This is a genomic window from Anaerovirgula multivorans (assembly GCF_900188145.1).
GTDB classification, from domain to species: domain Bacteria; phylum Bacillota; class Clostridia; order Peptostreptococcales; family Natronincolaceae; genus Anaerovirgula; species Anaerovirgula multivorans.
In genome coordinates this window covers 127,901-152,893 of sequence record NZ_FZOJ01000009.1, presented here as the reverse complement: position 1 = coordinate 152,893, position 24,993 = coordinate 127,901, and the positions used below count along the sequence as shown (strand labels likewise).

General features: G+C 35.9%; 25 protein-coding genes. 4 read left to right on the top strand and 21 right to left on the bottom strand.

Annotated features, from left to right (window positions below; genetic code table 11):
* Positions 1 to 253: 253 nt before the first annotated feature.
* A complete protein-coding gene (locus CHB72_RS11555; RefSeq protein ID WP_176431334.1) occupies positions 254 to 820 on the bottom strand; it encodes a TIGR03943 family putative permease subunit in 567 nt (188 codons plus the stop codon).
* Positions 821 to 1,004: 184 nt separating this feature from the next.
* Here CHB72_RS11555 and CHB72_RS11550 point away from each other — a divergent pair, with 184 nt between their 5' ends.
* Positions 1,005 to 1,607 carry a flavodoxin family protein gene (locus CHB72_RS11550; protein WP_176431333.1) on the top strand — a complete coding sequence of 201 codons (603 nt, stop codon included), beginning with the start codon at positions 1,005 to 1,007 and terminating at the stop codon, positions 1,605 to 1,607.
* Between the two features lie 85 nt (positions 1,608 to 1,692).
* On the opposite strand, the gene CHB72_RS11545 is transcribed toward CHB72_RS11550, so the two are convergent.
* The 4 genes from CHB72_RS11545 to CHB72_RS11530 all read right to left on the bottom strand — a co-directional run bounded on the left by CHB72_RS11545 (position 1,693) and on the right by CHB72_RS11530 (position 5,260).
* Positions 1,693 to 2,232: a peroxiredoxin gene (locus CHB72_RS11545; protein WP_089283024.1), complete on the bottom strand. Its 540-nt coding sequence runs from the start codon at positions 2,230 to 2,232 to the stop codon at positions 1,693 to 1,695.
* 152 nt (positions 2,233 to 2,384) lie between these two features.
* Positions 2,385 to 4,541, bottom strand: coding sequence for a heavy metal translocating P-type ATPase (locus CHB72_RS11540; RefSeq protein WP_089283023.1), 2,157 nt, complete (start codon positions 4,539 to 4,541; stop codon positions 2,385 to 2,387).
* Positions 4,542 to 4,572: 31 nt separating this feature from the next.
* Positions 4,573 to 4,932, bottom strand: a complete 360-nt coding sequence (locus CHB72_RS11535) for an ArsR/SmtB family transcription factor (RefSeq protein ID WP_089283022.1) — start codon at positions 4,930 to 4,932, stop codon at positions 4,573 to 4,575.
* Positions 4,933 to 5,065: 133 nt separating this feature from the next.
* Positions 5,066 to 5,260, bottom strand: coding sequence for an H-type small acid-soluble spore protein (locus tag CHB72_RS11530; RefSeq protein ID WP_176431332.1), 195 nt, complete (start codon positions 5,258 to 5,260; stop codon positions 5,066 to 5,068).
* A 148-nt stretch (positions 5,261 to 5,408) separates the two neighbouring features.
* Between CHB72_RS11530 and CHB72_RS11525 the strand changes: the two genes are divergently transcribed.
* Positions 5,409 to 6,590 (top strand): FprA family A-type flavoprotein, encoded by a 1,182-nt coding sequence (locus CHB72_RS11525; protein WP_242975107.1) that lies wholly within the window; start codon positions 5,409 to 5,411, stop codon positions 6,588 to 6,590.
* 57 nt (positions 6,591 to 6,647) lie between these two features.
* Here the strand turns inward: CHB72_RS11525 and CHB72_RS11520 are convergent, their stop codons facing one another.
* The 3 genes from CHB72_RS11520 to CHB72_RS11510 all read right to left on the bottom strand — a co-directional run bounded on the left by CHB72_RS11520 (position 6,648) and on the right by CHB72_RS11510 (position 9,139).
* A complete protein-coding gene (locus tag CHB72_RS11520) occupies positions 6,648 to 7,925 on the bottom strand; it encodes a LysM peptidoglycan-binding domain-containing protein (RefSeq protein WP_176431331.1) in 1,278 nt (425 codons plus the stop codon).
* Positions 7,926 to 8,032: 107 nt separating this feature from the next.
* Positions 8,033 to 8,413, bottom strand: coding sequence for a DUF4363 family protein (locus tag CHB72_RS11515; RefSeq protein ID WP_089283019.1), 381 nt, complete (start codon positions 8,411 to 8,413; stop codon positions 8,033 to 8,035).
* 3 nt (positions 8,414 to 8,416) lie between these two features.
* Positions 8,417 to 9,139: a YetF domain-containing protein gene (locus CHB72_RS11510; RefSeq protein ID WP_330397038.1), complete on the bottom strand. Its 723-nt coding sequence runs from the start codon at positions 9,137 to 9,139 to the stop codon at positions 8,417 to 8,419.
* 258 nt (positions 9,140 to 9,397) lie between these two features.
* Here CHB72_RS11510 and CHB72_RS11505 point away from each other — a divergent pair, with 258 nt between their 5' ends.
* Positions 9,398 to 9,763 carry an ArsR/SmtB family transcription factor gene (locus CHB72_RS11505; RefSeq protein ID WP_089283018.1) on the top strand — a complete coding sequence of 122 codons (366 nt, stop codon included), beginning with the start codon at positions 9,398 to 9,400 and terminating at the stop codon, positions 9,761 to 9,763.
* Between the two features lie 134 nt (positions 9,764 to 9,897).
* Here CHB72_RS11505 and CHB72_RS11500 read toward each other — a convergent pair whose 3' ends face one another.
* The 9 genes from CHB72_RS11500 to CHB72_RS11460 all read right to left on the bottom strand — a co-directional run bounded on the left by CHB72_RS11500 (position 9,898) and on the right by CHB72_RS11460 (position 20,102).
* A complete protein-coding gene (locus tag CHB72_RS11500) occupies positions 9,898 to 10,128 on the bottom strand; it encodes a thioredoxin family protein (RefSeq protein WP_089283017.1) in 231 nt (76 codons plus the stop codon).
* A 165-nt stretch (positions 10,129 to 10,293) separates the two neighbouring features.
* On the bottom strand, positions 10,294 to 11,508 hold the full coding sequence (locus CHB72_RS11495; protein WP_089283016.1) for a M20 metallopeptidase family protein: 1,215 nt from the start codon (positions 11,506 to 11,508) through the stop codon (positions 10,294 to 10,296).
* Positions 11,508 to 12,437, bottom strand: coding sequence for a S66 peptidase family protein (locus tag CHB72_RS11490; protein WP_089283015.1), 930 nt, complete (start codon positions 12,435 to 12,437; stop codon positions 11,508 to 11,510). The genes CHB72_RS11495 and CHB72_RS11490 overlap by 1 nt, the downstream gene beginning before the upstream one ends.
* Before the next feature lie 128 nt (positions 12,438 to 12,565).
* Positions 12,566 to 13,108, bottom strand: a complete 543-nt coding sequence (locus CHB72_RS11485; protein WP_278277833.1) for a spore maturation protein — start codon at positions 13,106 to 13,108, stop codon at positions 12,566 to 12,568.
* Between the two features lie 12 nt (positions 13,109 to 13,120).
* The gene (locus CHB72_RS11480) at positions 13,121 to 13,738 is read right to left on the bottom strand and encodes a nucleoside recognition domain-containing protein (RefSeq protein WP_089283013.1); all 618 of its coding nucleotides are present in this window, start codon (positions 13,736 to 13,738) and stop codon (positions 13,121 to 13,123) included.
* A gap of 383 nt (positions 13,739 to 14,121) precedes the next feature.
* Positions 14,122 to 15,372, bottom strand: a complete 1,251-nt coding sequence (locus CHB72_RS11475) for a dicarboxylate/amino acid:cation symporter (protein WP_089283012.1) — start codon at positions 15,370 to 15,372, stop codon at positions 14,122 to 14,124.
* 81 nt (positions 15,373 to 15,453) lie between these two features.
* Entirely contained in the window at positions 15,454 to 16,440 is a 987-nt protein-coding gene (locus tag CHB72_RS11470; protein ID WP_089283011.1) for a D-cysteine desulfhydrase family protein, read from the bottom strand.
* A gap of 271 nt (positions 16,441 to 16,711) precedes the next feature.
* A complete protein-coding gene (gene lysA / locus CHB72_RS11465; protein ID WP_089283039.1) occupies positions 16,712 to 18,013 on the bottom strand; it encodes a diaminopimelate decarboxylase in 1,302 nt (433 codons plus the stop codon).
* Between the two features lie 241 nt (positions 18,014 to 18,254).
* The gene (locus CHB72_RS11460; RefSeq protein WP_089283010.1) at positions 18,255 to 20,102 is read right to left on the bottom strand and encodes a sigma-54 interaction domain-containing protein; all 1,848 of its coding nucleotides are present in this window, start codon (positions 20,100 to 20,102) and stop codon (positions 18,255 to 18,257) included.
* Positions 20,103 to 20,321: 219 nt separating this feature from the next.
* Between CHB72_RS11460 and CHB72_RS11455 the strand changes: the two genes are divergently transcribed.
* Complete coding sequence (locus CHB72_RS11455; protein ID WP_089283009.1) at positions 20,322 to 21,152, top strand: undecaprenyl-diphosphate phosphatase; 831 nt, start codon at positions 20,322 to 20,324, stop codon at positions 21,150 to 21,152.
* Between the two features lie 43 nt (positions 21,153 to 21,195).
* Here the strand turns inward: CHB72_RS11455 and CHB72_RS11450 are convergent, their stop codons facing one another.
* The 4 genes from CHB72_RS11450 to CHB72_RS11435 form a co-directional block, all read right to left on the bottom strand.
* Positions 21,196 to 21,468 (bottom strand): hemerythrin domain-containing protein, encoded by a 273-nt coding sequence (locus CHB72_RS11450; protein ID WP_242975106.1) that lies wholly within the window; start codon positions 21,466 to 21,468, stop codon positions 21,196 to 21,198.
* 62 nt (positions 21,469 to 21,530) lie between these two features.
* A complete protein-coding gene (gene asnB, locus CHB72_RS11445; RefSeq protein ID WP_334293325.1) occupies positions 21,531 to 23,381 on the bottom strand; it encodes an asparagine synthase (glutamine-hydrolyzing) in 1,851 nt (616 codons plus the stop codon).
* Between the two features lie 151 nt (positions 23,382 to 23,532).
* Positions 23,533 to 23,913 carry a CBS domain-containing protein gene (locus tag CHB72_RS11440; RefSeq protein ID WP_089283006.1) on the bottom strand — a complete coding sequence of 127 codons (381 nt, stop codon included), beginning with the start codon at positions 23,911 to 23,913 and terminating at the stop codon, positions 23,533 to 23,535.
* Positions 23,914 to 24,103: 190 nt separating this feature from the next.
* Complete coding sequence (locus CHB72_RS11435; protein WP_242975105.1) at positions 24,104 to 24,877, bottom strand: L,D-transpeptidase family protein; 774 nt, start codon at positions 24,875 to 24,877, stop codon at positions 24,104 to 24,106.
* Positions 24,878 to 24,993 lie beyond the last annotated feature (116 nt).

The window sequence follows — 24,993 nt, the reverse complement described above, 5'->3', positions numbered from 1 at the left end:
AGCTTTTTATTACTATATAGGTAACCAACTACAGAACTTAAGCAGATGACTGAAATCTATGATTTCATGTCAGTCGCTTATACAAGGTGAAATTTTGATATACTAAGGGCTACATTTGCAGCCCATGGTTTTGGGCGAAACCGTAGACCGTGTATATCAAAAGTAGATGACCCAAATCTTTGATTTGCTGTCAGTCACTTTCACAGAGTGCAATTAAAGTTTAAAATTGGTTATCTATAAGCTTTTAACTATCTTATAATTCATGATAAATATATTCTTCCTCTGGTTTTTCAATTATTTCTAGTTCTTCTACAATGACCATTGGCCAAGTTACCCCTTTGTCTATCTTAGGACTGTAGTGGACAGTAGACTGTAACATTCCCTTCACGCTTATCCAAGTACCTTCCTTTAATTCTTCTGCATCCTCCCAATGACTTAGCAAACCCATCATTGTTGCATGCTCTGCACAACAAGATGACACTGTTCTTGCCAGCATAAATTGATTATCATCATAGTACGCTTCTCTATGTACAAAACCTTCTAATGTGATCCCTCTCCCCTGGTATTTATCTAGATTATAAAATACTTCCGTTAAAGCAACCATATAGTTTGAATCTACTATGTCAATTTCTCCATTTTCTGTAAAAAAGCTTTGATAGTTTTCAGTTGTGTAGCTGTTGGCCTCGGTTATTATATTTTCCTGTTCACCATTGTTTTTAGATTTAATAAAATCATCGATAAATAAATAATTTCTACCAAATACCCCTATTACTAGAAGCATCAGGGTTATAAAGCACAAGAGTCTCATTTTTTTCTTCATATGGATCTCCTTTTCAACTTTTTTCATATTACATATATGCTCTACCGCTATCCTTTATGCCTCTCTTACCTCCGATGCTGTAGAAACTTTTCTATAGACTTAAGAGTAAATTGGTGCTATTTGTGATAAAATGTATTTAATATGGAAAGTCCCTAAAAATACACATATATTCAGGAGGAACACTATGTTAAAGGTTTTGGGAATTGTGGGAAGCCCTAGAAAAGGAAAAAATAACGATACTTTAGTTACCCATATGCTTAAGGGTATAGAAAAAACCTGTGAAAATCAAGTAGCTATCGAAAAAATTTATGCTGATAAATTGAATGTTCAGCCCTGCAAAGCCTGTGATGGCTGTACTAGAAAAAGGGGATGTGTCTTGAAGGATGATATGGAAAAGCTCTATGAAAAGTTTGATGCAACAGATATTGTCATTCTATCTTCTCCTTTATACTTCAATAGCGTCAGTGCTCAATTGAAGACAATTATTGATCGGAATCAAGCTATTTGGTCAAGCAAATATGTGCTAAATCATTCCTTAATTGATAAAGAAAAAAAACGTTTAGGATATTTTATTTGTACAGCAGGTATGTCAGAAAATCCTCATCTTTTTGATGCTACGTTACCCATCATGGATTTATATTTTAAATCCATCAATACCAGCCATGAAGGCAATCTCTTTATTCCTAATGTAGATCAGCACCCTATTATGAAGGATGAAAATATTCTGCAGCAGGCATATGCAATCGGAGCCGCATTGGCTATCAAGGCAACTGAGATGAATAAGTAAATACATATTAAAAGGGGAGTTCCAAAAGCTCCCCTTATCTTTCACCTAGAATCGTCTTTTAAATCTTCCTAAGACTATTTTACAATTATAAATGCTCATCTCCTGGTTCCCAATCGATTGGGCATAAGCCTCCAGATTGCAATCCTTGAAGCACTCTTAATGTTTCATCAACACTTCTTCCAACATTTAAGTCATGGACAACAGAATATCTTAAAACTCCTTCTGGGTCTATGATAAACAGTCCTCTTAAAGCGATACCCTCATCTTCAATCAATACGCCATAATCTCTAGCTACTTTTTGTGTCATATCAGATGCTAATGGAAATTGAAGTTGCCCTAAGCCACCTTTGTCTTGAGCTGTATTGATCCATGCCTTATGGGAATGCTCACTATCTGTACTTACTCCTAATATTTCAGCATTTAGTTTTTTAAAGCTTTCAATTTTTTTGTTGAAACCAGTGATTTCAGTTGGGCAAACAAAGGTAAAATCTAGTGGATAGAAAAACATCACTAACCATTTACCACTATAATCATTCAATGATACTTTCCCAAAATCTTGTCCTAATCCATCTACTGTCTTCATTTCAAAATGTGGGGCTTGCACACCTACTAATCTTTCTGCCATGTATATACCTCCTGAGCTTATTAATTAAATTTGGTTTATCTTTTGATTAACCATCAATTAATATATTCCCCTGAAAAATATATTTAAACACATAAAAATTAGTTTTTGATATTTTTTTTTATTTAATAATCATTATCGTTAGTTTTTCAATTCTAGGACTTCTTATTTTTTTTTAAAAGCCTCATCCCATTTAATATAACAATAATTGAAGCCCCAGTATCAGCAAATACTGCCATCCATAAATTAGCTCTTCCCATAAAAGTCAATATTAGAAATACTACTTTAATGAATATAGAAAAGATAATATTCTCACGAATAATCTTTAATGCCCTTCTGCTTAGCAGTACAGTATAAGCCAGCTTGTTTAAATCATCTCCCATTAAGGCAATGTCTGCAGTTTCCAATGCCGCATCTGTCCCTGCAGCTCCCATAGCTATACCCACAGAAGCGGTTGCTAATGCCGGTGTGTCATTAATACCGTCTCCTACCATAGCCACGTTTTTGTATTCTACCACTAAATTCTTGATTACCTGGAGTTTATCTTCTGGTAACAACTGGCCTTTAAATTCTTCTATTCCTGTAGCATTAGCTACAGCAGCAGCAGTATTAGGATGGTCTCCTGTTAGCATAATTGTCTTTTCAATACCTGCCTTCTTCAACTGTTGAATAGCATTCTTGCTCATGCTTCTCACTTCATCTGCAACAGTAAATATACTAATGACCCTTTCTTCATCTCCTAATAGTATGACAGTTTTTCCTTCCTTTTGATAACCTTCAATCTTTTCCTTTATATCTTTCATCTCTATAGAAATCTCCTGGAATAACCGTGAGTTTCCTAAATAATAAATTTCCCCCCCTACTTTTCCTTTAATTCCTTTCCCTATAATAGCTTCAAACTCCTCTAGATTTAAGTCTAAAGTAATTCCCTCCAAAGCTGCCTTTTCAACAATAGCTCTTCCTATTGGATGTTCTGATGCTTTTTCTAATGAAGCAGCAATTTTTAACGCCTCTTCTCTACTATGACTAGAGGTCCTATCTATATCCACTACTGAAGGTCTTCCTACCGTCAATGTCCCGGTTTTATCAAAAGCTATTGCCGTGATTTTACCTGTTTCTTCTAGATGAGCTCCTCCTTTAATAAGGATTCCTTCCTTAGAAGCATTGCCTATTGCGGATACAATAGAAACAGGAGTGGATATGACAAGGGCACATGGACAAGAAATCACTAACAAAATTAATGCTTTTTTAATCCATGGTGCAAACTCTACTCCTAAGAAAATCGGTGGTATCACTGCAATGAAAATCGCCAATAATACTACAATAGGAGTATAGTATTTTGCAAATTTATCAACAAATTGCTGAGAGGGAGCCTTTTGTGCTTGTGCCTCTTCTACCATATTCATTATCTTTGATAGAGTTGTATCCTCTACTAGTTTTGTTACCTTAATCTCCAACAACCCTTGTTGATTGATGGTACCAGCAAAAACCTCGTTACCCTCTGCCTTCTCCACCGGAATAGACTCTCCTGTAATCGGAGCTTGATTCACAGAGGAATACCCTTTAGCTACAACGCCATCTATTGGTATTCGTTCTCCTGGTTTAATGATCACTAGATCTCCTATAGATAGTTCCTCAACCGGAACCATGATTTCACCACTTAATGTCTTAAGGAGAGCTTCATTTGGGGCTAATTCCATCAATTGTGATATGGATTTTCTTGTTTTATCCATAGTATAAACCTGTAATGTATTCCCTACAGAAAACAAAAATACTACAGCAGCTCCCTCCGACCACTCACCTAATAAAGCTGCTCCAATTGCAGCCACCATCATTAAGAAATTCATATCTAGACTAAAGGATTTAAGTGCAAATAATCCGCTTTTAGCTACGTAATATCCTCCTGATATCATAGCCAGTGCAAAAAGTGGTGTTGATATATCTCTATTACTGCTTAAAAATTGTACCATAAACCCGAACACTATGAAAATACCAGAAATAAAAGTCATCACCGTCTTTTTGTTCTGATACCATGCAACTTCCTGTTGAATACCTTTATTTTTTCTTGTGGCTTCCAGTAATCTACCTTGATGTCCTGTTTCCTTCAATGCCTGCAGAATTTCCTCTATTTGACCATCATGCTTTACATATAGCTTAGAAGTAGAAAAGTTTAAAGTAGCTTCTTTTATGCCTTCAATCATTTGAATTCTTCTCTCAACCTTCAGAGCACAGTTGGGGCAATCCACACCCTCTACTAAAAAAGTGTTCTGCCCCTCTTTTCCTGTCTTTTTAACTCCTTCTAGTTTTTCCATGTTTGTCCCCCTCACTACCTGTTATTATTTTTTAGCTATGCTGAAGATGATGTAATCCTTCATTAAAGACCCTCTTAACATGTTCATCATCTAAGGAATAATAAATAACTTTGCCATCTCTTCTGTACTTAACTAGTCGATGGCTCTTCAAAATCCTTAGCTGATGAGATACCGCCGATTGATTCATTTCCAATACAGCAGCAATATCGCATACACACATTTCTTTTTGAAGTAATGCATAAAGTATTTTAATCCTTGTAACATCCCCAAATACCTTGTAGAATTCTGCCATATCATTAAGAATTGTATCCTGTAGCATATTTTCTTTAACTTCCTTTACGTCTTCTTCGTGAATGCATTGCACTTCACAAACCTCGATCTCCTTCTTCATTCCATCCCTCCATTACATATGAATATATGTTCATGTGTTTGTTTAATTATATTTTATATGTATTCTTTAATGAAGTCAATACTATTCACAAAAAAAATAAAGGTAGATCATCACTATCTACCTTTATTTTTGCTTACTTTATTACACCATTTTCTATTAGTTGCTGTATTGGCACTTCTTTTATACCTTCTGCAACATGTTCTTCATCCTGTACTTTTGCCACCTGCCTTTGAGCATCTAATCCTGTAATCCACACAGATTTTCCTTGATGAAGTATTTCGATGTGATTTGGAGAATTAACAATTTCCTGAGCTCTATTAAAATCCAAAATAACCCCTCCTTATTTTATTAATTATTTCTATTATTTCTATTTTCTTTATCATTTATTACCCCTGTTACAAAATAAAACTTATGGAATGTGTTTATACTTAAACCTATTGGGTATACTTTTATTGAAAGTTGAAGGAGGTTATATAATGGAAGCTTTTGAAATTAAAAACAAAATTTTTTGGACAGGAGTATTAGACCCGGATTTGGAAACCTTTGATATTATTATGAAAACTCCCCATGGCTCCACCTACAATTCTTATTTCATTAATGATGAAAAAAAAGTACTGATCGATACAGTTAAGGCAAATTTTAAAGATGAGTATTTAGAAAAACTAAAAAAACTAACAAATATCAGAGAAATTGATTATGTAATTATTAATCATACTGAACCAGATCATGCCGGAAGTTTAAAATACATTTTAGAAATCAATCCTGATGTAGAAATATTTTGTACAAAGGCAGCAAGTATATTTCTTCAAGAACAGGTAAATAGAGAATTTAAATATCATGTAATCAAAGACGGAGAAGAATTAGATATCGGAAGCAGAAAATTAACTTTTATTACTGCTCCATTCCTCCATTGGTCTGATACAATGTTTGTCTATAGTAAGACAGATAAAACTCTATTTTCTTGCGATTGTTTTGGTTCTCACTATTGCGCCATAGAGCATGAAGCTGTTAATAAGATAGAATATCCCGATGCCATTAAGCATTATTATCGTTGCATTATGGAGCCCTTTGCTCAGCATTACTTAAATGCTCATGAGAAAATTAAGGATTTAGCTATAGATGCCATACTCCCTTCCCATGGACCTATCTTAAGCGAAAAGCCTCAAGATGCCATAACAAATTACTTTGCATGGTCAACTAAAGAAATGAGTACAAGAAATCAAAGCCAAGTGGCAGTTTTTTACTTGTCCGCCTATAGAAACACAGAAATCATGGCTGAGAAAATTAAGGAAGGCTTAGAGGCAGCTGGTGCAACAGTTAAATTTATTGATGCAGAAAAGGAAGATTTAGAAGCCATTCATTATGCCATCAATACATCTAAAGGCATTCTTTTAGGCTCTCCTACGATTAATAAGACCATGGTTAAACCTATGTGGGATCTTCTCTCCCTTATTGATCCAATGGCCAATATGGGTAAGGTAGCAGGAGTATTTGGCTCCTATGGTTGGAGTGGAGAAGGACTACAAATGGCCCATAGTTTATTAAAGCAAATGGCCTTTAAACTGCCCTTTGAACCACTTGGCAAAAAGTTTACCCCTTCAGAGGAAACCTTAAAACAATGCTTTGAACTTGGTAAAGCCTTTGCTGAAAAAATCTAGAGCTATTTTCATAAAATGAGTCTATATCTTGTTCAAGATATAGACTCATTTAAAATATTATTTATACGTTGGAACACTTAATAGCTCGTCCACTGTTACGAACTCATATCCTTGCATTTTTAAAGTATAAATCAATTCAGGTAATACTGCAACAGTTGCAGCTCTAGTTTGCTGATCTCCACCTGCATCATGGAATAATAGGATACCACCCTGTTTTACATCCGGCAAGGTGTTAATTAATATTTGATCTACATCTTGGTCTCTCCAATCTACAGAATCCACAGACCAGTTAATTACTTTATAATTCATGTCTCTTAATTTTTCCATTCCCTCTTGATTAAGACTTCCATAGGGTGGTCGCATTAGTCCAGTTCTTACTCCTGTAACCTCATGGATGATGTCTTCTGTTTGTTGTATCTCACTAACTAAACTGCTTTGTGTTACTTTACTGAGATCTGGATGAATCCATGTATGGTTACCTACCACATGGCCTTCTTCAACTATACGTTGCAAGATTTCTGGATGTCTTTCTACTTTACTACCCAATACAAAGAAAGTAGCAGGCACTCCATGCTGTTTTAACACATCTAGTATTTGTGTTGTATATTTTTGATTCGGTCCGTCATCAAAGGTCAAAGCAATTTTATTTGTATTGGCTGAACCCTTTAAATAGAAGGTATCAGTATACATTTTTGCTAGCTGAGCCATTGTTAATTGTGGAGTAGTCTCTGGTTGTTTCGGAGTTTCAACAGGTTGTGTTACTGATGTTGAAGGTACCTTTAAACCTTGTCCCACATAAATAGTATTCCAATCCTTTAAGTTGTTGGCCTCAGCTAGCGCTGCCATGGGTGCTCCTACCTCTTGAGATATTTTGTATAGAGTGTCTCCTCTTTTTACCACATAATCATTAGAAACTACTGCTTGAGAAGGTGCTAGTGCTGTAGATGGATTCGTAGCCTTAGCAGGAACAGAAAGTTTTTGTCCCACAAAAATATGATTCCAGTTACTGATATTGTTTTCTGCGGCTAACGCAGGCATAGTCACCTCTAATTTTTCTGCTATTCTAAATAAAGTATCTCCTTGACGTACGATATACACATTGGGTTCTAACTGTTTTGGTACAATTAATACTTGCCCTACAAAAATTTTGCTAGGATTTCTTAAATAACCATTTTGAGCTACCAACTCATCAACAGTCAATCTATATCTCTGGGCAATGTAAAACATGGTCTCTCCCCTAGCTACTCGATGTACTTGCGCCGCTTCAGCAAAAGAAGGCACTAACAATAGCATAATTACTCCTATTGTTATGGTGAAGCGTAATATTTTTTTCATAGACAGTAAACTCCTCCCTATCATAGTTATGGTTTACATAATCCATGATAAGCTATGTTACCCTATTTATCTAGAGGTAAATAATAGGAGTCTCTATATTCATTACATTACAAAATATTAGTGATCTTAAAAGCTTCCTTTTCCACAACATGTTTTACTAGAAGTTTGAACTCTGCGATTTCTCCCAGTGCCTCAGTGTCTTTTTCGATGCTTGTAAATTTTTGTAATCGTGCCAATACAATATTTATCTTATCTATTTCATAGTGTTCTAAGAAGATTAGCCATACCTTCTTTGTTTTATTCCATTCTTCTGCAGTCTCTTTCATATAGAGTTGTGCTTCTTCCCAATTGTTTTTTTCAATGGACTCTTCCAGTTTTTCAATTTTATTAACTACTTCTTCTGAACTTCTTGTTATGTAATGATTCATATATAAGGAGGAGACAAAAAATAACACAAGTATCAATACCGTTATAACTACCACCTTCATGGGTTAACCTCCTTGCTTTGTTGTTTTTTCCTTTGGTTGAGAATAGAACATCCTCTCAGAGGATAAAAATGCAAAGAATACATCTTCTATATTATTTATATTGTTTTGTTTTAATCGATTCATTATCCATTGGTGGTTATGTCCACTTTTTTGAAGGTTTTTCTCAATCAATTTTCCATCCACGATCAATGTAATTGGTAGTTCTTCTGGTTGAACCGGTACTCCTAAATCACTGGTAAGAACATTTCTTTTTTCTGCCTTAGGTATAATAGTAATCTGTCCGTTGGTTTCCAATATAGCATACTCCACATCACTTAGGTTTAGATAACTTTTGCCACGCAGCTGTTCTAAAAGATCATTCATATTGATTCTCAGTCTAGTGACCTCTGACTGAACGATATTTCCTTTGTCAATAATTATACTGGGTTTGCCACATACGATTTCTCTAAAGGTTTCACTTTTTAAGGATAAATAGGATACGATTACTTGTGCAGATAAAAGGGTTACGATTGGTATAACACCATTTAATAATGGCACCCCAGTATTTTCCATAGGGGTAGCAGCTAAATCTGCAATCATAATTGTAATAACCAATTCGAAGGGCTGCATCTCTGCAATCTGCCTTTTACCCATCATTCTCATAACCAGTACTACTAAACCATATAGTATAAGGGCTCTAGTAAATACAATCAGCATTGTTCCAACTCCTATTCTATATTTCTTCATAATTGTTTTGCCTTCTTTTGACAATACAATATTTAGTATTACCCTCAAACGTATTTACTATGAAGCTAACTTGAAATTATTAGATTATATAGATGAAGTTATGGGTAATTTATAATTAAGAAATTTATACTTTTCAATTTTTGGCAATTTTTGAGCCGAACAGAGAATTAAAGTTTCAAGTAATATGATATAACCACCAGAAAAGAAGTATGCTATAATAAATATCATGTCTACATTTTGAGATAACGGAGGTTGAATATGGATTTTGAAGTGATTTTTAAAGCCTTAGGTGAAAGTACAAGAATTAAAATTATTAAGCTGTTATCAATTAAACCAATGTATGTATGTGAGCTTGAGGGAATTTTGAATATTAGCCAACCCCGTATTTCCCAGCATTTAAAAATATTGAAACATGCGACATTGGTGGAAGTAGAAAAAGAAGGTCAAAGAACCATCTATTCCTTAAATAAAGATCTCCTCTACAAAGCTCAAAATGAATTTTCAAGATTTTTAGAGGCTCCTTTAAATGAGTTAGAGGACTATAGTGAGGAATGTGCCAGAATGAAGGGTGTTGAGAATGACCCTGCTATCGCGATCTGTAAAGCTTGTACAAAAATCAAATAGAATGACTATCCACAAAATAGGGGAGAAAAAGCTTTTCTCCCCTATTTCTATAGAAAAAAGTCTTTTCAATTACCATAAAGTAAGCGAAAAGAAAGGCCTATCCACCAAAGACAAGCCTCTTTAACAAATGCTATCTACCCTATTAGATTTTTTATTTCATCTACGCCTAAAACCTTCCCTGATGCTACCACTTTTTCATTCACTACAAGTCCTGGAGTTTTCATAACCCCATATTCAGCGATTGATTTAAAGTCTGTCACCTTCTCTATTTCCCCTTGAAGATTAAGCTGCTGTAACGCTTCCTTTACATTTTCTTCTAATGTCTTGCAATTTTTGCACCCTGAACCTAACACTTTAATAACCATCTGCAATTCCTCCTTTGAATGTATTTATAATTATATTATTATGTAATTATAATATTTCTTATAGATATATTTGTCAATATATCTTAATCAAATTTTCTAAATAAAATTCGACTACAATTCAGCGGGAGTTTTGGCAATACATTACACCTGCATCGATGTTGGATGTTATTTTCTAGCTCCCTCATCTGTTTCTTCCTTTCCTAGCAATGTTAGTACGTTTTTCACCTGTAATGCTACCCCTAAAGGCAGACAATCTTCGTCCACATCAAATAAGTTGCTGTGTCCATGATGAATTATTCCCTTTTCTTCATTCCTACATCCTAATCTATAAAAGGCACCTGGAACCCTTTCTAAAAAATACCCAAAGTCCTCTACCCCTAAGCTAGGTGATTTTATCATGATGACATTTTTTTTTCCTAATAGTTCCCTACCGTTTTGAACCACCGCATCCACAATGATATCATGGTTAATCAAGGCAGTGTAACCTTCTTCCCTAATAACTTCTCCTTTTCCCCCTAAACCCTCCGCTACTCTCTCTACAATCTCCGTTAGTCTGTTTAAAACTTTATTTCTTATGCTGGGGTTCAAGGTTCTAACAGTCCCTACCATTTCTACTTTGTTGGCTATGATGTTTCCTAGTGTTCCTCCTTGAATCTTCCCTATAGTAACCACAGCGGCATCTCTTGGATCAATGTTTCTGCTAACAATGGTCTGCAAAGCTGTAATCACCTGGGCAGTCACTGCAATAGCATCTATCCCCCCATGAGGATAAGCCCCATGAGTGCTAGCCCCATAAATATTGATCTTTATTGTATCGGAGGAAGCATTCATTTGACCATACTTTATTCCGATTTGTCCAGTAACCATTTCTGGAGTAACATGTAAACCTAGAACAGCATCTACCTTAGGTTCCTCCAGTACCCCCGCTTCAATCATGGGCTTCGCTCCTCCTACAGTTTCTTCTGCTGGCTGAAAAAATAGCTTGATTGTCCCATGGATACTGTGTTCCATGGTTTTTAACAACTTCGCTGCCCCTAACAAAATCGTCACGTGGGCATCATGTCCGCAGGCATGCATTTTTCCTTCTACCTCTGACTTATAAGGCACTTTTTTACAATCCTGCATCGGCAAAGCATCCATATCAGCTCTAAGGGCCACTGTTTTTCCTGTTTTTTTTCCTTTTATGATGCCCACCACAGCTGTATTCGCCATGCCAGCAATAGTTTCTATTCCCATTTCATCAAGATACTGTAGAATTTTCTTTTGGGTTCTAATTTCCTCCATCCCTAGCTCAGGATTTCGGTGAAAATCTCTTCTAACCTCTACTAGCCAATCCTTCATAGCTTTTGCTTGCTGTAACACTGATGATTTTGTCTCCATTAGCTTGTGGCGACCTCCTCGATATATAATTTAGTTTCAGTAGCCTTTAACACAGCTTCTACACCAAGAGGTAAGGTGATCATAGGAGAGCAATGACCTGCTTGCAAATTGTAAATGGTTGGCTTACCATAGGGTATAAGGATTTCTTCAAGTACCTCCATAAAACTTAAGCTCTCTTCCCCTTTAGGAGCTTCACAATTGTTGAAATCTCCCAATATAATCCCAGCTGCATCATCAAACTTCCCAGCTAAGGCCAACTGGGTTAGCATTCTATCAATCCGATAGGGTACTTCCCCAATATCCTCTAAAAACAATAGTTTTCCCTTCGTATCAATTTCATATGGCGTTCCCATAGTAGCGGTAATTAACGCTAGGTTTCCCCCTACAATCCTGCCTCTAGCTTCCCCTTCAACTAGGCAAGTCATTCTACTATCTTTAGGATTTTTAATGAGCCCTACTGCTTCTGACTTGCTTATGACTTTGAAAAAAGAATCCTTAGTAAAATCATCTAATCCTTTTGAAATATCAGAGGCTGCCATTGGTCCATGGAAGGTCACTAAATTGCACATCTGGTTCATAGCAAGATGCAAAGAAGTTATATCGCTATAGCCTACAAATACTTTAGGGTTACTTTTAATAGCCTCAAGATCTAACTTATGTAGTATTTTCATTGTACCATAGCCACCCCTCAGGCAAATGATTCCCTGTACCTCTTTATCCTTAAACATATGGTTTATATCCTTTGCCCTTAAAACATCACTCCCAGCTAAATAACCATGGGTTTCGTAACAGCTTTGGCCAAACTTTACTCGATAACCTAAAGCAGCCATCTGTTCCTGAACTAATTTTACCTTCTTCTCTGTTGAAGGACTGGCTGGAGCAATAATTCCTATGGTATCACCTGATTTTAACGCCTTTGGTTTTAACATGATGGATCGCCGCCTTTCATTCAAAAACTTAGTTTATATATATTAGTATATTATTTTTTTTATGAAAAAGCATCAATATAATAAGGGCTATAGGAAGCCCTTATTATATGCTATTATATTATGCGATTTTATGCACCAAACATTAGCCTTACTACAACAACTGCTGTAACTAAACCTACAGCATCCGCGATTAATCCTGCAGGCAACGCATGCCTTGTCTTCTTAATAGCTACTGAACCAAAGTATACTGCTAAAACATAGAAGGTTGTTTCTGTTGAGCCATTCATAACAGAAGCCATTCTACCGATTAAAGAGTCTGGTCCGTGGGTAGTGATTAATTCACTCATAATCCCCTGTGCTCCACCACCAGATAGTGGTCTCATGATAGCCATGGGCAGCACATCTCCAGGCATACCTATTAAATTAGTTATGGGGCTTACAAGATTCACTAATAGATCCATTGCTCCAGAAGCTCTAAAGATCCCAATTGAAACTAACATCGCTACTAAATAAGGAATAATTCTAACTGCTGTGTAAAAGCCTTCTTTTGCTCCATCAGTAAAAGCCTCATATACTTTTACTTTCTTAAAAAAACCAAAAGCAGGTATTATTAAAATAATAAATGGTATTGCATATTTAGATATACCATCAACAATAGTAATAAACATCATTCATTCCCCCCATTAGTTGCTTGCCCTCTTTAAGTTTTCTGGCTTAATTTGAAACATTGGCAATTTCTGTAATAATTTAACTGCTATAATCGCCGCTGCTGTAGAAGCTATCGTTGCTATAATCGTTGGTCCGATAATATCCGTTGCATTTGCTGAATCAGCAGCGGCACGAATGGCAATAACAGTTGCAGGGATTAAGGTTACAGAAGAAGTATTAATTGCCAAAAAAGTACACATTGCATTACTTGCAGTATCTCTATGGGGATTTAATTCTTGTAATCCTTGCATTGCTTTTAACCCCAATGGCGTAGCAGCATTTCCCAATCCTAAAACATTTGCTGCCATATTCATAATCATTGCTCCCATCGCTGGATGGTCTTCTGGTACATCTGGGAATAATGGCACCATGATAAACCTTAAGGCTCTGGCAATTGTTTTAATAAGTCCAGATACTTCTGCAATTTTCATAATTCCAAGCCATAAGGCCATAACCCCAATGAGCCCTAATGATATATCAACAGCAGTTTTAGCACTGTTAATCGCTGCCTCTGTAACTGCTTCGATGTTTCCAGTGAAGACTCCTACAAAAACGCCTATTGCAATAAATAAAAACCAGACGACATTAATCATATAAATCTTTCCTCCTTCTCTTTGTAAAAAAATGTTGAAAATACAATTTAATTACTCTTCTAACCACAATTCCTTCTGGTACTTCACCTCCTCAGATAAGCTTGACCCTTCTTTATATAATCTTATGCATCATCTGCTCCATAAATGCTTTACATAATAGATAAAAAAAGCATCTTCGATGCTTTCGCTAGGAAACCCTAGGTTTCCTTCGACGACAGCAAAGCTGTCTGAGCACCTTCCTGAAGGCGGGCAGGGGATTTCATCCCCTACAACCCCTATTTTTTATATACTAGGAAAGTAGAACTTTCCTAGTATATAAAAAAACACCTACCGTATTATAATCTACAGTAGATGTTTCCTTGACAATTCCTATTATCTATTCTTTAAGCTGGTATTTCTAGCTTTTTCTTCATCCAATCCTTACCTTCGATGATTCTAGTAATCATCATGGCCACTACAGTATCTCCAGTAACATTAATCATAGTTGCCGGTGGATCTACTAAGTAACCTATGGTAGCGATGATAGGGAAAGCCTCTGGAGGAAATCCGTACATAGTCACGATAAGCATCTCACCAATAAGCCCTCCTCCCGGAACCCCTGACATAACGACTCCGCTTAGTACGGCTAATACAATCGCACTCACATAGGTTCCGATTCCTTGAAATGGCATATTAAAAATACCAAACATAAAAGAGATTTTTAGTATGGCACTTAAGCAGGATCCATCCATATGGGCGGTGGCTCCTATTGGTAAAACAATATCTCGAATATCTTTAGGTACCCCTAATCTTCTTGTGGCCTCTAAATTGACAGGTAAAGTCGCAATACTACTTTGTGTAGCTAAAGAAGTAATAGCTGGATTAATAATATTCTTGAAGTAAGTAACAACCCCTTCCTTACCCCCTGCAAAATATGAATAACCTGTAAAGGCCACAAAGAAGTAAATAACACAAACTGGATAATAGACCGCCATCGCTCTAGCATAGGATCCCAATAGTTCTGGTCCAAAGGTTCCGATAAGAGAAGCAAAATACGCGCCTAACCCGATAGGAGCATAGTACATAATCAATGACACCATCTTTAAGAAAATATCTGACAAAGCATTTAATCCGTTAGCGATTACTTTCCCCTTTTCTCCTACTAAGCTAACGCACAATCCAAAGAAAATGGAAAAAACAATAAGTGGAAGCATATTCCTTCTAGATATTAGCTCAGGAAAATCTCCTACTGTGAAGGCCTTCACTACTTGATCAGTAGTTTTAAAAGGCTCTAACATCTCAGCCTGTGGCATCTCAAGGATAACACCCTTAGCTGGTGGAAATATATTCACTGTAACAATCATAATAATAGAAGCAATTATTCCTGTAATGGCAAAGACTAATAAAAGATTGGCTAAGATTTTACCTAGTCTTTTCATATTTCCCATACTTGATACGGCACTGCTAATTGTTACAAAGACTAAAGGCACAACGATGGTAAACATCATTCTTAAGAATATATCTCCCAATGGTTGAAATATTACAGCTTTTTCCCCCATCACAAGACCAATCATGCTACCTAAAAAAATGGAACAAAGTAAAACAATTGGGAACTTATAGGCTTGCCATACGCTTTTTTTGTTTGTTTCGCTCATAATTCTTCCCCCTTAGCTTATCAATTTTTTCTTCTGTTCCTTGCTGTCACTGTTTAAAATAGGCTACTTCTCATCTTATTGTTATAACCCAAACAAATCTTTTTTAGGAAATAGGCCAAAAACTCCACCGGTATGGATGAATAAAAGGTTTTTTATTCCCTTTATATTCCCCTTTTTGATTTCTTCTGTTAGTCCATACATAGCCTTCCCAGTATAAACCGGATCTAAAATCACCCCTTCCATAGCCGAAAATTTATAAATGAAATCTAGTTCTTTCTTATTATTTAAGGCATAGCCTCTTCCTACATATCCCTCTATAATTTCTATTTCATCTCTACGGTAATCAATTGTTTCTTCTATGTACTGAAAGCTTTCTTCTAAAATACTGCTTATTTTATCTTTAAAGTAATCTGCGTCATCACATATATTGACACCAATAATCCTCTTACCATAGCCATAAAGCTTATTGGCCAGAAATAAACCGCCATAGGTTCCTCCAGAGCCGACCGAAACAACTATTCCATCGAAGCTGATACCCATTTCTTCTTCCTGTCTCTTAATTTCCTCCATAGCTTTGAAATATCCAAAGTTACCAATACCGTTAGAAGCTCCTTCAGGTATGATATAAGGGCTATGTCCTGCTTTCTCCAACGATTCTTTTAGATCCTTCATGATTTGATTTCTTGCTGTGGCATAGTCCTTTGACGTAATCAGCTTGACTTCGGCCCCTAAAAGCTTATCTAAAAAGTAATTTCCTTCTAAAACAGGTGTCTCATCACTTCTCAAAACCAAAAAAGATTTCAACCCCAACCTTGCTGCAACCGCAGCAGTGGCTCTAGCATGATTAGATTGAATCCCTCCACAGGTAATCAAGGTATCGCAGCCTTTATCTAAAGCTTCCTTGACTGTAAATTCCAGCTTTCTTACTTTATTCCCAGCAATTTCAGAACCGGTTTGATCATCTCTTTTTATGTAAAGATTAATGCCTCCTAGCTCCTTTGATATTCTTTCTAGCCTTTCGATCTTTGTAGGTAGATTCGCCAAAGAAATACATACTGGTAATCTCATAATAATTCTCCCCCCCATTACTTTTAAATTTCCATCTATTCTATCCTGCTAAGCTCTCCTTGACTGGTTATAGACATCCTCTATACCAGTCTAAAGCAGCTCTCATTTTTACCATATATTTCTATTTTTATAGAATAATTATATGCCCCTAAGAATTTAATTGCAATAATATTCTTTCTTTTTTCTATTGATTGAAAAATATTAGGAATTCCGTACAATAACTATTTTAATATCTTAGGGCCATTATAAAATTTTATCTATTTAATTTATGTTATTTTTTTAGATATTCAGGAACAATTTCTCTATCCAGCAGATTTTCATAGCTCTCTCTTTCCACTATAACTTCTGCTTTTCCTTCCTTCACTAAGACTACTGCCGGTTTAGGTAATTTATTATAGTTGCTTGCCATAGAAAAGTTGTAGGCGCCAGTACTTAATACTGCTAAAGTGTCTCCTGCTTCTATTTTAGGGATTTTTAAATCCCATATTAGAATATCCCCTGATTCACAGCATTTCCCAGCGATCGTTGCCGTCATACTGGGGGCTTCATTAGTCTTATTAGCTACAATTGCATCATATTTAGCTCTATATAGTGCGGGCCTTGGGTTATCTGGCAATCCTCCATCTATGCTGGCATAGATTCGAATATTTGGTATTTCTTTAATGGCTCCCATTGTATAAAGGGTAATTCCCGCTTCCCCCACAATCCATCTGCCAGGCTCTATAATCACTGTCGGCATATCTAAATGATACTTATCACATTGTTCCTTTACAGTCTCCATAATAGCGCCGGTAAAGAAATGTAGAGGTTTTGGTTTATCATGATCTGTATAACGAATTCCAAATCCTCCTCCTGTATTTAATTCAGTAAGAATAAATCCTAGCTTCTCCTTTAATTCCTGTGCTAACTGAATCATCACATGAATCGCACCGATATAGATATCATTTTCAAACAATTGAGAACCTAAATGGAAGTGAAATCCAGTCAACTCTATATATTCTGATGCCATAACTTCCTCTACTACTTCATAAATCTTTTGTGTCTCAAGAGGCATACCAAACTTTGAATCCTTCTGTCCTGTAATAATGTATTCATGGGTTTGTCCCTGTATTCCTGGTGTAACACGGAAAAGAACTTTAACTTTCTTTTGATGTTGCTTTGCAATCTCCCCTAGTATTTCTAACTCATAGAGGTTATCGACAATGATCCTTCCAACATCGTTTTTTACTGCCATCTCTAGCTCTTCCCATGATTTGTTGTTCCCGTGAAACATAATCTTTTCTGTAGGAAAGCCTGCCTTTATAGCTGTATATAGCTCTCCACCTGATACGACATCAAGTCCTAGACCTTCTCTATCAATAATCTTACACATTGCCAACGTTAAAAAGGCTTTGCTAGCATAAGCAGCCTTAGTATTTGAATATTTATCTAAAAAAGCTTCTCTTATTTCTTTACATCTTTCCTGAATGATATCCTCTGAAATCACATATAGAGGGGTGCCATATTCTTGCGCTAACTTAACTGTATCACATCCCGAAAAAATAAAATGATTGTTTCTCTCCTTCAACTCCATCACCATCTGCATCTCCTTTTGTTTATTATTCTATGATGCTAATTATATGCAATAATTATACCAACCAATACAATTGCTGATTCTTTTAAAATCTACAGAACCACTAATTAGAAAACAAACACTTTCTTTCCGTTTTTATGAACCGTATCTTCCTTATACTAATAAATGTGGACAATAAATATGTTAATATCAACATTAAAAATAGAGTTCATTTTTACGAACTCTATTCCGAATTTAAGGACTAGTTTATGCTGTATTTTTTCAATTTTTCATAAAAACTAGTTTTGCCAATGCCTAAAGCTTCCATTGCTGTGTTTTTGTTTCCGTTTGAAAGCTTTAATGCCTCCTCAATTCCCTTCTTTTCTGCTTCCCATATAATTTCCTTTAAACTTTTTATATCTGTATCTCTGTCTACTTGATGTTGCTTTATAGTGCCTAGTACTAGATGTTTTGATAATATGGTGTTGGTTTCCGTTAAATTCACCGCTCGCTCTAAAATATTTTCCAATTCTCTTATATTTCCAGGCCAAGAGTAATCTAATAGCTTTTGAATAGATTCCCCTGACATATGTTTCTGATGACATCCTATTCGAGAGCAAATTTTAGGGAGTATATTCTCTACCAAAGAATATATATCCTGCTTTCTATTCCTAAGAGGTGGAATCCAAATAGGAAATACATTGATTCTATAATATAAATCTTCCCTAAAGCTTCCCTTTACCATTTCCTCTTCTAAATTTTTATTAGTGGCAGCAATGATTCTTACATCTACTGATATTCTTTTGTTACCCCCTACCCTATAGAAGCTTTTGCTTTGTAAAACCTGTAGCAGTTTTGCCTGTAGAGAAATAGATAGCTCTCCAATTTCGTCTAGAAATATGGTGCCACCATCTGCCATTTCAAACATACCGATTTTTCCTTCTCTTCTAGCTCCTGTGAAGGCACCCCCTTCATAACCAAACAATTCACTTTCCAAAAGATTCTCTGGTATACTGCTACTGTTAACATAAATGAAGGGCTTGTCTCTATATTTACTGGCATGATGAATCCCTTTAGCCAGCATACTTTTCCCAGTGCCGCTCTCTCCCAAAATTAAAACAGTGGAGTTAGACCTTGATGCCTTATAAGCCAGATGTCTTACATGACTGATTTCTTCACCCTCTCCTATAACCTCAGGAAAAAGAATAGAAATATCTTCCCTTTCCTTCAGCCTTTCTTCTATTCGTTCCAGATGGAAAAGGGCTTCATCTCTTTCTCTGATTACTTTCTTTATCTCTGAAATATCCTCTACCTTTAGGACTGCTCCTACCCTTTTGCTCTTATGATTAATAGGTTCTAGTGTGCAGATGGTAGAACGCCCATTGATTTCAGTAAACTTTTCCTTATAGCTGAGGTCTTTCCCCTGTGCTACTTCATAAAACTCTTCAATGGTAGCGCTATGGCTATGGATTTCAAAAATGTTTTTGCCAATAACATCAAAGATATCAGCATATTTACCTTTAGCTCGATAATGTTTGCCGGAAAGTAAATCCTGTATACCTTCTCCTCTAGCGGTGTATCCCTTTGTTTGGTAAAATTTCACTTCTCTTGTTTCCCCATCTAGCACTACCATATGACCTATAGCGTTATTGTAGGATAGTAAAAATTCCTGATGATTTACTTCTATTTTTATAGTTTTCTTAATAGTATCTATTACTACATTGATATCATTTTCAAGAAATCTTTTTTCTAGCACTAGTGCACCTGATTTACTGTATCTATACATAGGTTCTACATCAGGAATATCTATAACGCCAACAGCTGCAATAGCATCTCCAATTTCAATGTGATGATCATGAATGCCTAACTGTTTTAAGGCTTTGGGAGTAAGGTTGCCATCGTCCTTGCCTAGGCAGTTGTCTCCTATAATAACGATATCTCCCTTTTGAATCGTTCCAGTCCTATGATCTATGCCTTCATGATCATTTATTCCAAAGATTTCTTTTGCTTTATTGTTATATATCTGTATTTTTCCAGTAGTATCTATAAAAATAAAGCCCTCCGACATCATGTCGGTAAACCGTTTTATAAAGCTGTTGTTTTTAAACATTTATAATCATCCTTTGGCATTGGTATTAGATACTTATATCTCATAAGTCCTTGTTTGAGCTACCTATTAAATTAAGTCTACACAATATGATAAACTACTTCAATGTAAATTTATTATTTTTTAATCTTTTACAATAAAAACTATTATTGTTGGGATAATAATTTATTGTAATTGTGGTATAATTGATTAGGTTATATACATTTTAGAGGAGGTGTTTTTTTGACAATTGTTAAAGCCATTATATTAGGTATTGTCCAGGGGTTAACAGAATTCTTACCTGTCAGTAGCTCTGGCCATTTATCAGTAGCCCAACACCTATTAAATACTCCTGAGGATAAAATACTGTTTCTAACAGTAATGCTCCATCTTGGAACCCTTATTTCTATCTTCTTCGTCTATTCATCGGATATCTTTCTAATTTGCAAGGAATTTATCTTGATGATTTTTGATGTTTTCAAAGGTAAGGGCTTTAGAATAAATAATGATCATAGAAAGCTAGGGGTTTTAATCATTGTAGCCACCATTCCTACTGGGTTGATGGGAATCTTTTTTAAGGATATCTTCGAAGGCTTTTATAGATCTCAGCTCATCATTGGTATCTCCCTAATCATAACAGGTACCCTTCTATGGACGGCTGAGAGGATTCACAGCGGTAAAAGAAATATTAAACAGATGAATTGGGTAGATGCTCTTATTGTAGGGATCTTTCAAGGATTTGCCATTACTCCAGGAATCTCCCGTTCAGGCTCTACCATTGTAGGATCTTTATTTCGAGGCTTTAATAAGGAGTTGGCTACCAAGTTTTCCTTCTTAATTTCTATTCCCTCTATAGGAGGAGCTGTGCTATTAGAAACAAAAGATGTGATCACTCATGGTGCAGGGGATATTAGCTTTTCCATTCTTTTTGCGGGTATTCTGGCTTCCTTTATAGCAGGAGTTCTTGCTATAAGAGCCTTGATCAACTTTATCAAAAAAGAAAAGCTTTACTACTTTTCCTATTATACTTGGACGATAGGTAGTGTTATTGTTGTCTTAAATTTAGTTAGATAATATCAAAGCCCAACAAATTTGTTGGGCTTTTCACTATGATCTACTATTTTTTCATTTCTACATCTAGCCTTGGAAAAAGTATATTATTTTCCAAATGAACATGTTGGAAAATATCCCACTCCAATGCTTCTAGTCCTTTATAGGTTAATTGGAAGCTGTGGCAGCCTCCAGTAGGCACCTCAAAGCCATTGGTAACTTCTCGAAGCTTTTTCAGTACGTCGCCAGCTCCATCGTGTTCATCTTCTAGTTCTCTATTAACTTTATCAATTTTCTCTAATAATTCTTGAGAAGAATTTTTTTCATATTCTTTAACCAATTTATAATAGACGGGAGTAAAAATCTTTGATTCAACTCATATTTTAAAAACTTTTATATTTTTTATTGTATTCTTACTTTATACTCCTTCATCCATATATTTACCTGTATTAAGAAGGCTAGAAGCTGAGGCCCTGTCATTAGTTGACCAAACCAAGGCCTACCAAAGGAGGCTCCGCCTGTTTCTGTGATCTCCATTACTCTTGATATATTAATGACATCAAGTAGCGGAGAAGTAGTATCCTGCAGTATTTCCTTCATCTTTTGCTGCACCATCTTTGTGTATAGGGGATGATGGGTCTTAGGATAAGGACTCTTTTTTCTATTCAATACTTTCTCTGGTAGGATACCTTGAATAGCCTTTCTTAACAATCCCTTTTCCTGTTGAGTATGATATTTCATTTCCCATGGTACATTCCAAAGATACTCTACAAGTCGGTAGTCAGCAAAGGGCACCCTTACCTCCAAACTGTTGGCCATGCTCATGCGATCTTTTCTATTCAACAGGGTAATCATGAACCATTTCATATTGAGGTAAAATAACTCCCTCATCCTATTCTGTTGTTGAGATTCTCCATCAAGCCTTGGTACTTCTTTGATGGTTTCTTCATATTTAGCTGCTACATAATCTTCTAATGATATATTTCTAAAGCCTTTGGAGATAATTCCCATTCTTTCCTTTGTAGATTTTGCCCATGGAAAAGTATCGGCAGTTATATCTTCTGCTCTTGTAAACCACGGATACCCACCAAAGATTTCATCTGCACATTCCCCTGATAAAGCTACAGTAGCATTTTTTCGCACTTCTTTACAAAAGAGATATAGAGAAGAGTCTACATCCGCCATTCCTGGTAAGTCATTGGCTTTTACTGCATCCTCTAATGCCGTAAACAATTGGGGTATATCTAGAAGAATATTATGATGCTCTGAGCCGATATGATTTTTCATCATTTCTATATAAGCGCTGTCGGAATTAGGCTGAAACTCGTTGGCTTTAAAATATAAGTTGTTATCTACATAATCGATAGAATAGGTGTTAAGCTGACCTTTCCCATCTCTTCTAAATGCATTGGCGGCAACGGAAGATATGGCGCTGGAATCTACACCCCCTGATAAAAAGGTGCAGACCGGTACATCCGATACTAGCTGTCTTTCGATGGCATCTATTAATAGGTGTCTTACATGCTCTACTGTTGTTTCAAAGCTGTCAGTATGCTCCTTGCTTTCTAGCTGCCAATACTGCTTTAACTTATAGCCCTCATTCTTGTACAGTAACCAATGGGCTGGAGGCACCTCATGAATGTTTTTATATACCCCATTGCCTGGAGATCTTGCAGGACCTAACCCAAATATCTCTGCTATTCCTTCTTCACCAACGATTGGCTCTACTAAGGGATGAGCTAGCAAAGCCTTAATCTCAGATGCAAACATAAAGTGGTTGCCTGCCTTTGTATAAAACAATGGCTTTACTCCTAGCGGGTCTCTTGCCATAAACAGACTTCTTTCCTTTTCATCCCATATACCAAAGGCAAAAATTCCATTAAACTTTTTAACACAGTCTATTCCCCACTCTATATAAGAAACCAATAGCACCTCTGTATCGGAATAAGAGTGGAAGCGATGTCCCTTTTCTATTAATTCCTTTCTTAAATCCTCGGTGTTATATAGCTCTCCATTATAAATAACAGTATAAGCATAATCCCCTATCCTTCTGGTCATAGGTTGTTTTCCCCCTTCGGGGTCTACTACCACAAGGCGTCGATGCCCGAAAAGAACATCTTTCTTTTGAAAAATTGCCACATCATCAGGCCCTCTTTTGCTTAACTGGCATGTCATTGATTCTATAATATGTCTTTGCGTTGATATATCTTCCTTCAAATTTGTCCACCCAACAATTCCACACACATCTTCCATCTCCTTTGATTAGTATAACCCATAAAATTGATATTCTATATCATAGTATGATAAAAAACAGAAATGATGTTTGTCTTATAATAGAAAGTTGACCGTTATTGGATTTGCAAAAGATAAGACCTGCTATTTTTTCTATAGCAGGTCTTATCTTTTATATCGTATTTTCAATTAAGTAGTCTATGACATCTTCAATTGTAATAATTCCTATAACTTTATTATCTTCTGTCACAGGAATAGCTATAATATTATTTTCTCTCAAACGCTTTGCTAGTGAAATAATATCTTGATCTTTTTGGGCAGTAACCACATCTTTTGTCATTACCCAATCTACTGGACAGCTTTCATAATGTCCTGGATCCATCAAAAATCTATAGATATCCGCTTTTACAATCATGCCTTTTAGATTACCTTCTTCATCCACCACTGGAGTACCATTTATTTGCTTCTCAACCATAACCTTTAAAGCCTTTTCAATAGTATCCTGTGGGTTTACTGTAATCAGCTTTTTTCTCATTATATCCGTTATAAGCATTTCTTTTCCTCCTTTTATGGTTGATATAGTGCTTCGTCACAAAAGATGGCTGCTATCTTTTGTTTTTCAATATACATTGTGATGAGCATACCCTTTTTTATGTATATGTGCATTGGGAACTCAAAGTTCTTTTATAACTATATTATATATTTTATATTCTACATTTCCTTGAAAAATCCTTTATTAATTATTAATCCATAATAACCACACCAAGAGCCTTAAAGGTTTCCCATCCTATATGGGGATTTTTAGGAATACCACGGTCTTTTTGAAAATTATATAAAGCCTGCTCCATCATAGGACCGTATTTGCCATCCAAGTATTCTGTATTGTAATATCCGAATACTCGAAGTCTCCTCTGAATCTCCATAACATCTGCACCAAAATCTCCCGGTTTGATGGTTTTTAGACCATAACCAAAGGGTCCGTGAAGGCCATTAACGATGGCTACTGATGTTCCATTCTTTACGTACTTATACAGATCCTCTACATCGCTGTTGTTCATACGAATGCATCCAGCAGAGGCATTATATCCAATGCTCTCAGGTTTATTGGTACCGTGTATTCCAAATCTGCCCCAGGGTACATTCAAACCCATCCATCTAGTACCAAAGCCCCCTCCCCACCTAGCCTTTCCAACTACCTTCCAAGCTCCTAGGGGAGAGGGATGCCCTGATCTCCCACTGGCAATAGGGTACTTTTTGATTAGCTCATTTCCATTCAGTAAATATAGCCTCTTTTCCGATATGTCTATTAATATTTTTAAATCATCATAATCAGGATTTTCTTCAATCATTTTATATTCCCACTGAATATACTCTACAAAATATTTACTGCCATATTTATCAGATATTGTTCCTACCTTAGCAAAATAATTTTGATTATATAAGAAGATGATACTTCCTAAAGTGAGAATACCTACGAAAAGGATTACAATACTTATTTGTATAATTCGTCTATGCACATCCACTCCCCCTCAAGACATAGTGCTATCCTTATAATTTATGAGGGAGGATATGGAATTATAATTATTTCTTATGAAATTGTATTTGTATAGGTGCAGATTTGTAATAAACAAGT